Origin of the sequence: Actinocrinis sp. (genome assembly GCF_035605935.1) — a bacterium.
Classification (GTDB): domain Bacteria; phylum Actinomycetota; class Actinomycetes; order Streptomycetales; family Catenulisporaceae; genus Actinocrinis.
In genome coordinates this window covers 1-3,191 of sequence record NZ_DATNGK010000126.1, presented here as the reverse complement: position 1 = coordinate 3,191, position 3,191 = coordinate 1, and the positions used below count along the sequence as shown (strand labels likewise).

General features: G+C 65.1%; 2 protein-coding genes and 1 pseudogene. All 3 read left to right on the top strand.

What is annotated here, in order from left to right; translation table 11 throughout:
- Positions 1–201, top strand: a pseudogene (locus tag VN779_RS10840) (glutamine--tRNA ligase); the annotation flags it as partial.
- Between the two features lie 4 nt (positions 202–205).
- A complete protein-coding gene (locus tag VN779_RS10835) occupies positions 206–787 on the top strand; it encodes a hypothetical protein (RefSeq protein WP_325722338.1) in 582 nt (193 codons plus the stop codon).
- A 501-nt stretch (positions 788–1,288) separates the two neighbouring features.
- Positions 1,289–2,509, top strand: a complete 1,221-nt coding sequence (locus VN779_RS10830; protein WP_325722337.1) for an OmpA family protein — start codon at positions 1,289–1,291, stop codon at positions 2,507–2,509.
- The last annotated feature ends 682 nt before the right edge of the window (positions 2,510–3,191 follow it).

Below are 3,191 nucleotides of genomic sequence, written 5' to 3'. Positions count from 1 at the left end.
TCGCGCGAGGTGCTGACGGGCTGCCTGGTAGAGCCGGCCCTGACGCAGGCACCGGTCGGCGAGGCGGTGCAGTTCGAGCGGCAGGGGTATTTCTGCGCCGACCGCGACAGCGCGGCGAACCGGCTGGTGTTCAACCGCACGGTGGGGCTGCGCGACACCTGGGCGCGCGTGCAGGGGGCACAGGTGCCGGCGGCCGTATAGCGCGATGGAGGCGGATGCAGGCGCCACCATCGTCGCCGTGCCCAGGGCGGCGGAGGAGCGTGTTGCGCCACCGGCAGCGTCGCGGGTGCGCAAGCTGCGGCAGCACCTGCTGGAGGCACTGAACGATCTGCGCAAGACCTGGCGGGCAGATGCGCCGGTCGAACGGCCGGCGCCCGAGCCGGAGGGCTTCGCCGGTGATGTGGTACGGGAGGCGTGTGGCCAATGCCGCGGGTTCTGTTGCAAAGGCGGCGGTGAGCACGCCTATCTGGATGACCGCACAATGGCGCGGGTGCTGCGCGATCATCCCGATCTGAGCGCCTCGTCCTTGGTGCGCCGGTATTTGGACGCGGTCGCGGCAGAGTCCGTGGTTGGATCTTGCCTGTATCACGGACGGCAGGGATGCACACTGCCGCGGACGCTGCGAGCCGATCTTTGTAATATATTTTATTGTAATGGCTTACGGGTCTTTCTTCGTTCAGAAGATACAGTTGATCGAGTCATTGTGGTTGCCGAGGGCGGTGGGCAGGCGCGGCGGTCCGTGGTGATGCGCCGGGATTCAACAGAAGGGCTTGCCACAGGCGAATGAGTTGTCCGCCGCAGGCGGTACGCTCACGTCGCATGGGTCTTGCCGGGCTGTGGCATGGACTCCTGCAACCGGCTCTGTGCCGGCGGTACGAGGCCGCGACCGGCTCGTTCGCCACTCCATGTTGCAAGAGGTCTTTCAGCGCGGGTGCGCGGATAACGACGTGGCGTGACGGGGGCTGGCTGAGCTGTCGGGTAGGGTGGCTCATGTTGCGTCGGGTCCCGCGATGGCCTGAGGCAGTGTCTGGTCGGCGACGTCGGCGGGGGGGGCTGCTCGCTGCCGGGGCCTGGTCGCTTCGATCGCATTGGCTGCTGCCCTCGATAGTTCGTGTTCTGTTCACGTATGTAGTGCCGCACCCGTCGGTCCGGAAGCAGCTTTCCCTCCAAGCCTGGGCCGTGCTGCCCCCTCTCACGCCGGCGGCGTCTGCGGAGAAAAAACACCATACCTGTTGCGGCCGGCGCCATTCCGGCGGCATACCGATCCGCTATCGACGGAAGGATACCCATGCGCAACCGAATCATCGCCGGCCTGCCGGCCGTGCTGCTGCTTGTCCTGGCGCCCGCCGCCTTCGGCGCGCAGGCCGCGACGGACTGCCCGCCCGTGGGTCATCTGCCGTCCTATACGGCTTCCGAGGCGCCCGAGATCCGCGCCTATGACACGGCCGCGTTCAGCGTCACGAAGGGTGATGACACGACCCAGGTCCAGGTTGCTGGCGCCAGGTGTCATCAGGGCTACATGATTGCCGACGGCAAGGACCCAATGAGCGACCTGGAGATCCAGGAGAACTATCGCAGCCAGCTCAAGGCGCTCGGGGCAGATATCCTGTTCACCGATGACCTGGACACGGTGGCGCGCCTGTCTCCCAAGGATCCGGCCACGGGCGCCGAGACCTGGATCGCGGTCGCCAGCCAGCAGACCGAGATCGACGTGACGGTGGTACGGAAGCAGCCGTTCAAGGCGAGCCTGAAGCCACCTTCGGGCGCCGATTACCGGCTGCTTGGTCACATGCCAGGGTATGTCGCTTCCAAGCCGGAGAAGCGCAACTTCGACAAGCTCTCCTTCACCGTGCAGGACGGCGACGACTCGCATGATGTGGAGGTCCAAGGCGCGCGTTACAGCGTGAACTACATGATTGCTGATAACACGACGCCGGCTAGTAACCTGGACATTCAGGAGAATTACCGGGCCGCGTTGCGGGCTCTTGGCGCACAGATCCTGTTCACCGACGACGGCGATACGGTCGCGCGGCTCGACGACAACGGGAAGGCGGTCTGGATGCACGTCAACAGCCAGCAGACCGAGATTGCCGTGGAGACGATCGAGGAGAAGGCGTTCCAGGCGAGCATCGCACCCCCGAAGGCGGATGCACTGAAGGCCACGTTGGATGCCAAGGGGCACGTGGCGCTTTACGTCAATTTCGACTTCGACAAGGCGACGCTGAAGCCTGACGCTGCACCGGTGATGACGCAGGTGGTGGCGCTGCTGAAGGCCGACCCCTCGCTGCATCTGAGGGTGGAAGGGCATACAGACAATGTCGGCAGCCACGACTACAACGTGAAACTGTCCGGTGCACGGGCCGACACGGTGGTCAAGGCACTGGTGGCAGAGGGTATTGCGGCGGACCGGCTGTCCGCGGCCGGCATCGGCCCCGACAAGCCGATCGCTGACAACAAGACCACCGAGGGGCGGGCGAAGAACCGGCGGGTGGAGCTGGTCAAGAGCTGACGCCGAAGGCGTTCGTTCGCGTTCCTTTGCGACCATCTCGCCGTCCCCTTTCCGCGGGTTGCTTTTCACCGCCCCGGTATCGCCGCTGTGAGCACCCCTGACGGAGGCCGACGGCGTGTTCTCACGGCGCATGGGCTTCTTACCTGCGGTCGAGATGTTGGTTGGGGTTGGTGGCGGCTTCACGTTGCATGGGGTTTTTCATCCCTGCGTTGACGTGGATAGGTTTGGTGTTGTGGGGGTTCGGGCGCCTTCGCTTCACGGGTAGAGGGTGCGCGCGTTGTCCCCGGACGGGTGTTCTGTTCCTCCTGTCTCATTCTTGGGGGCAATCCGGCATCCGCCGCACGATGCATCGGCGTTGATCGGCGGTTCTTCCTGTAGATGAGCGTGGCGGCATCCGTGGGGGAACGGCATCGCCGGCGTGGCGGCGAGAAAGAAAGAATGGAATCGCAGATGAAGGAAGATGCACGCGAATAACGCGGATCAAAGCCGTTGATCCGGGAGCGGCTCGGCCTCGTGGTCCGTGCCGGGTGGCAGGAGGCGTGTTGAGCCGCTGCGCGGCTGTTCGACTGCGATCAATCCGTCATCGGGGTGCCTCCGTCGAGAGCGGGCCGGTACGTCTATCCTGCATCAGGTCTTATGTCCGCTCGGTTCCCGCGGCCATGAGGTTCTGGCCGATCGGCGG